The organism is Pelagibacterium sp., from assembly GCF_035555455.1.
Classification (GTDB): domain Bacteria; phylum Pseudomonadota; class Alphaproteobacteria; order Rhizobiales; family Devosiaceae; genus Pelagibacterium.
Genome location: NZ_DATMGM010000053.1, coordinates 1 through 5,965 on the forward strand (window position 1 = coordinate 1; position 5,965 = coordinate 5,965).

Here is a 5,965-nt window from a genome sequence, read left to right on the forward strand (position 1 = left end):
GCTATGCCATGGCCTCGGCCATGGATTATGACGTGCTCATCGTCGATCGAATGTTGCCGCGCCGCGATGGCATTTCGGTGATCGAATCCCTGCGGGCCGAGGGCGACAATACGCCGGTGCTGATCCTGTCGGCGCTTGGCGAGGTCGATGACCGGGTGAAGGGCCTGCGCGCCGGGGGCGACGACTATCTGGTCAAGCCTTACGCGTTTTCCGAATTGCTGGCCCGTATCGAAGTGATGGCGCGCCGCAATGCGCCTGCCGAGGCGGCAACCGCCTATCAGGTCGGCGATCTGGTGCTCGACCGGCTGGCCCGCAAGGTGGAACGGTCCGGCGAGGTCATCGTGCTGCAACCGCGCGAATTCCGCCTTCTCGAATATCTCATGAAAAATGCCGGGCGCGTGGTGACCCGCACCATGCTTTTGGAAAATGTCTGGGATTATCATTTCGATCCCCAGACCAATGTGATCGACGTGCACATGTCGCGGCTGCGGGCCAAGGTCGATAAAGGCCATGACCATCAGCTGCTCCAGACCGTGCGCGGCGTGGGTTATGTGATCCGTGACTAGAAGCGCGCGATGAGCACCACCGGCACCGAACCTGTGCAAAAGCTGCGGCGCGGGAATGTGTGGCGCACCACTACGGTGCGGCTCACCGCGATGTTCATCGCCATTTTCGTGGGGTTTGCGGTCGTGCTGCTGGCGCTGATCGCCTATCAGGGCACGGTGCAGATACAGCGCGAACAGATGCGGGCGGTGGAGCGCGAGATCGCGCAAATCCGGCTGCTGGCGAGCCAGTCCGGGGTGCGCACGATCGCCTTTGCCGTTCAAAGGCTGGCCGACCGGCCCGGACCGGGCATCTATTATCTGGGTGATCCGACCGGGGTGATGATCGCCGGCAATGTCAGCGATTTTCCCCTTGCCGTTCTGGCCGAACCAGGCCGCTACGAACTGACCTATCAGCGCGGGCGGGAAATCTATGGCGGCCCGGAAAATCAGGTGTCCACGGAAGGGGTGGCGTTCGTTGTGTCGCTTGAATTGAGCAACGGGCTGCGGCTGGTGATCGGGCGCGATGTCGGCGAGCGGCGCGGGTTCAACGCCATCATCCTGCGGACGTTTTTTGCCGGTGTGGTGGGCATCCTCATGCTTTCGGTGCTGGCTGGCGGTTTGACCGCCCGCTACGTGCTGCGCCGTATCGATGCCATCACCGACACGTCGGGCAAGATCATGTCCGGCAACCTTTCCGAGCGCATCCCGGTTACCGGGCGCAATGACGAATTCGATGCCGTCGCGCGCAGTCTAAACGCCATGCTCGACCGCATCGAACGGCTGATGGCCGGGCTGAAGGAAGTGACCGACAACGTCGCCCACGACCTCAAAACACCGCTCACCCGCCTGCGCAACAGGGCCGAGGCGGCGCTGCGCAACACCGATCCCGACGCTAGGCAGGCGGCGCTGGAAACGACGATTGCCGAATCCGATCAATTGATCCGCACCTTCAACGCCTTGCTGCTGATCGCGCGGGCCGAGGCGGGGACCTCAACGGAGGCGTTTTCCGATATCGATCTGAGCGAAGTGGTCACCGATGTGGCTGAGCTCTACACTCCGGTGGCCGAGGATGCCGGGTTGACGCTCGAAGCCGATATCGAGCCGGGCATCCGGCTGGACGCCAGCCGCGAACTGATCGGACAAGCCCTTGTGAACCTTGTCGAAAACGCCATAAAGTACGGCAAGGACGCAGGTGCGGACGGCGGGGTCATCAGCCTTGTCGCCCGGCGCAAACCGGAAGGGATCGTCATTGAAGTTGCCGATACGGGACCGGGTATTGCTGAGGACGACCGCCAGCGGGTCTTCGATCGCTTCGCGCGTCTCGAAGGCAGCCGGACCGAACCGGGGGCCGGGCTCGGGTTGTCGCTGGTCTCTGCGGTGGTGGGACTGCATGGTGGCACCATCCGGTTCACGGACAACCATCCCGGTGCACGGGCGATTATCGAGTTTCCGGGGTAGAGTTTTCGGCGTCGATACCTCTGGCAAGCGCTGGGCACCCCTCACCCCCAGCCCTTCTTCGGCTCCAATCGTGCCACTGGCACGCTTGACAGCTACGCTACCGCCTCGAAGTCCCTCAAGGAGAGAGGGGGCTCATTTAACGGATGCTTGCATCAATCCTTCCTTGTCCCTTGGTGGGAAAAGGCGGGCGCCGAGCTTGCCAAGGGCCCGACCGGGGCGTCAGGATGACTGACCTCTTTGCAGCCTTCAGTCCCCTGCCGATGGGCGGAGATGACGGTGATCCGCTGGCGCCCGTACTGGCTGCTGCCCCATACCTTCGCGACCTTGCTACCCGCCATGCCGAATGGTTCGCGCAGGTGCTGCGCCGTACTGCGGACGACAGCTTTGCAGACCTGATCGCCGCGATGCGCCGTCCGGCTGTCGATGAGGCAGAACTGTCCCGGCGTCTGCGGATTGGCAAGGCGCGTGGAGCGTTGCTGCTGGCGGTGGCAGAAATCGGGCGGGTGTGGACGGTGGCGGAAACGACCCGCCGCATGTCCGATCTGGCCGATGCCGCGTTACAGGCTGCACTGGAATTTCTCATGGCCGAGGCGGCGCGCGAGGGACGGTTACGCGATCCCCAAACGGCAGATGGGGCTCGGTCCGGGCTGGCGATCTTTGCGCTGGGCAAGCATGGCGGGCAGGAACTCAATTTTTCCTCCGACATCGACATCGTCGCCTTTTTCGATCCCCATCGCCCGGTGCTGGCTGAAGGCGTCGATCCGGGGCAATTTTATGTCCGGCTGGTGCGCAAGCTGGTGGCCATCATGCAGGAGCGCACCGGAGACGGGTATGTGTTTCGCACCGATGTGCGCCTGCGCCCCGATCCGGGATCGACGCCGGTGGCGATTTCGGTAGATGCGGCGCTGAGCTATTATGAGGCGCGCGGCCAGAACTGGGAGCGGGCGGCCTGGATCAAGGCGCGGCCATGCGCTGGCGACGCGGCGGTGGGGCGGCAATTCCTGCGCGAGCTTGCCCCGTTCATCTGGCGCAAGCACCTCGATTTCGCGATGATCGCCGACATTCAGGCGATGAAGCGCCAGATCGATACGCACCGCAAGGTTGGCGGGGAGCGGGTGGCGGGCCACAACGTCAAGTTGGGACGAGGCGGGATCAGGGAGATCGAATTTTTCGCCCAGACCCAGCAATTGATCGCCGGTGGTCGTGATCCTGACCTGCGGGCGCGGCCGACGGCTGCGGCGCTATGGGCGTTGGCCGAGGGCGGCTGGATTGGCGAAGACACGGCCCGCGATCTCGAACAGACATACTGGTTCTTGCGCGGGGTCGAGAACCGCTTGCAGATGCTGCGGGATGAGCAAACCCATATCCTGCCCGAAACGCCTCAAGGCATCGGCGCGATCGCCCTGCTGATGGGATATGGCGACAGGGCGGCGTTCGAGGCCGATTACCGCGCAGCGCTGGCCCGGGTGGTGGGGTATTATGGCGACCTGTTTTCCGAAGGCGAAAGCCTTGCCGGTGACATGGGCAATCTGGTGTTCACCGGCAGCGAGGATGATCCGGACACGTTGATGACGCTGGAGCGGCTGGGCTTTTCCGATCCGGCTGCGGTTTCGGCCACCATCCGCACATGGCACTATGGGGGCTACGCGGCGACGCGGGCGGCCAAGGCGCGCGAGCACCTGACCGAGCTGATCCCGGGGCTGCTGAGGACCTTTGCCGAAAGCGGCAGCGCCGATACGGCCTTTGCCCGGTTCAATGATTTTCTCACGCGTCTGCCCGCCGGGGTGCAGATGTTTGCGCTGTTGCGCAATCATCCCGATCTGCGTCAGCTGTTGCTCGATTTCATGTCCTCGGCACCAAGACTGGCCGAAGCGGTGATCCACCGGGCCCATGTAATGGATGGGCTGATCGATCCCGCTTTTGCGGGGGACATCGCTACATCGCAATCGCTTGTCGCCAGCGTGGATGGTTTTTTGGCGGAGGCGCGCAGTTTTGAGGATTTGATCGACCGGGCGCGGATCATCGGGCAGGAGCAGAAATTCCTTATCGCCGCCGGGCTGGTCGGCGGAGCCCTGAGCGCGGAGCAGGCAGGGCGGCGGTTCACGGCATTGGCCGAAACGCTGGTGACACGGCTGTTCGGGGCGGTGCGCGAGGCGTTTGCCGAACGTCATGGGGTGATTGCGGGCGCGCGGGTTGGCCTGCTGGCGTTCGGCAAGATGGCCAGCCGGGAGATGATGTTCAGCTCCGATCTGGACCTGATCCTCATCTATTACGCACCGGACCATAGCGAGGTCTCCGACGGGGAGCGGGGGCTGGATGTGTCGACCTATTTCATCCGTCTCACCCAGCGCCTGATCACCGCCATTTCCGCGCCGACGGCGGAAGGGGTGCTCTATGAAGCGGATATGCGCCTGCGGCCCTCGGGCAATGCCGGGCCGCTGGCCACAAGCCTCAAGCGGTTCGTCACCTACCAGCGCGACGAAGCCTGGACCTGGGAGCATCTGGCGCTGACCCGCGCGCGGATGGTGGCTGGCGATGAGGGACTGGCGGATACGGTGGATGCGGAGATTGCCGGGATCATGGCGCTACGCCGCGACCGTGCGAAGGTGGTCGATGACGTCATCGATATGCGCAGCCTGATGGCCCGGGAGCGCCCAGCGCGCCATGCTTTCGATCTCAAACTGCACCAGGGCGGGCTGGTCGATCTCGAATTCATCGCCCAGACGGCGCAATTGCTTGAAGGGCAGCGGCTTGGGGTGCCGCAGGCGCCGACCGCGACAGTGCTGGCGCGGTTGGGGGAAACCGCGCTTCTGCCGCAGGGAGAACGGCTGGCCGAAATCCACGCCACCTATACCGCCATCGAGCACCTGATGGCGGCCTGCCTGATCGACCCGCTGCGCGATGATGACTGGACGCAAGGGTTTCGCGAGCTTCTGGCCAGGCGCACCAACTATCCCGATTTTTCCCGGCTTCAGGCCGATGTCACGGTGATGCGGGACGAGGTGAAGGCGGCGGCGACCACGTTTTATGCGCGGATAAGGGAGGGCTGAGACGGGCTCAGGCGGCCCGGGCGCTGACGATCGTGTGGGGGTGTTCGCCAGCGGAAGGGGTGGCCAGCGGCAGGGAAATGGCGACGGTGGTGCCGACCCCTTCCAGTGAATCTATCGCGAGCCGTCCACCGCTTTGCTCGGCAATTGCCCTCGCTACAGCGATGCCAAGACCGACACCTTCATGGGGACGGGCAAAGGTGGCATCGGAGAGGACGAAGGGTTGGGAGAGTTTCGACATCAGCTCTTCGCTCATGCCCTTACCGGTGTCGGTGATTTCAAGAACCACCCCATCGCCCGCTGGCCACGCCGCAACGCGGACCTGGCCGCCCCTCGGTGTGAAACGAAGGGCATTGTCAACGAGATTGGCCAGCATGCGGTCGAGATAGTGGCGATCGGCAGAGAGCCAGCCCTGTGCATCGGTGGACACATTGAGGCGGATGCCGGCCTGGGCGGCGCGGGCGTCAAAGCGCGCGGCGCAGCCGCAGAGCAGATCATCCAGTGCGATCGGTTCGCATTTGAGTTCTTTGCGCCCGCCTTCCAGCTCGGCAAATTCCAGCAGGCTGCCAAAGGAATCGAGCAGCTTTTCCCCGGCGCGCTTGATGTCGGCCACGTAGGATTTGTATTTGGCATCACCCAAAGGCCCGAAGGTTTCGAGCCGGATCAGGTCGGCAAAGCCGATGATGTGATTGAGCGGGGTGCGGATATCGTGGGAAAGGTGGGCAAGAAAGCTGGTCTTGGCGCGGCTGGACGCTTCGGCGCGGATCTTTTCCTCATGATAGCGCCGGGCCAGCAGGCGCTGTTCCTCGCGGATCGCGCCCAGCATGCGGTCGGCGGCGCGGCGGTCGGTGATATCGGTGACGATGGTGATAAAACCGCCGGTGGGACAAGGGCGCTCATCGAGCAGGACCACGG

4 protein-coding genes are annotated in these 5,965 nt (G+C 63.9%); 3 read left to right on the forward strand and 1 reads right to left on the reverse strand.

Annotated features, from left to right (window positions below; genetic code table 11):
* The 3 genes from VNS12_RS10175 to VNS12_RS10185 all read left to right on the forward strand — a co-directional run.
* Positions 1–566: response regulator transcription factor (locus tag VNS12_RS10175; RefSeq protein WP_325487723.1), on the forward strand; the 566-nt coding region annotated here is incomplete at its 5' end.
* A gap of 9 nt (positions 567–575) precedes the next feature.
* Positions 576–2,003 carry a sensor histidine kinase gene (locus VNS12_RS10180; protein ID WP_325487724.1) on the forward strand — a complete coding sequence of 476 codons (1,428 nt, stop codon included), beginning with the start codon at positions 576–578 and terminating at the stop codon, positions 2,001–2,003.
* 224 nt (positions 2,004–2,227) lie between these two features.
* Positions 2,228–5,053: a bifunctional [glutamine synthetase] adenylyltransferase/[glutamine synthetase]-adenylyl-L-tyrosine phosphorylase gene (locus VNS12_RS10185; RefSeq protein WP_325487725.1), complete on the forward strand. Its 2,826-nt coding sequence runs from the start codon at positions 2,228–2,230 to the stop codon at positions 5,051–5,053.
* Between the two features lie 7 nt (positions 5,054–5,060).
* Here VNS12_RS10185 and VNS12_RS10190 read toward each other — a convergent pair.
* The coding region (locus tag VNS12_RS10190; RefSeq protein WP_325487726.1) for a sensor histidine kinase at positions 5,061–5,965 on the reverse strand (905 nt) is incomplete at its 5' end.

Bases quoted from the DNA above. Each gene is read 5' to 3' on its own strand.
- VNS12_RS10180 (WP_325487724.1), top strand. From the start codon at position 576: ATGAGCACCACCGGCACCGAACCTGTGCAAAAGCTGCGGCGCGGGAAT.
- VNS12_RS10185 (WP_325487725.1), top strand. From the start codon at position 2,228: ATGACTGACCTCTTTGCAGCCTTCAGTCCCCTGCCGATGGGCGGAGAT.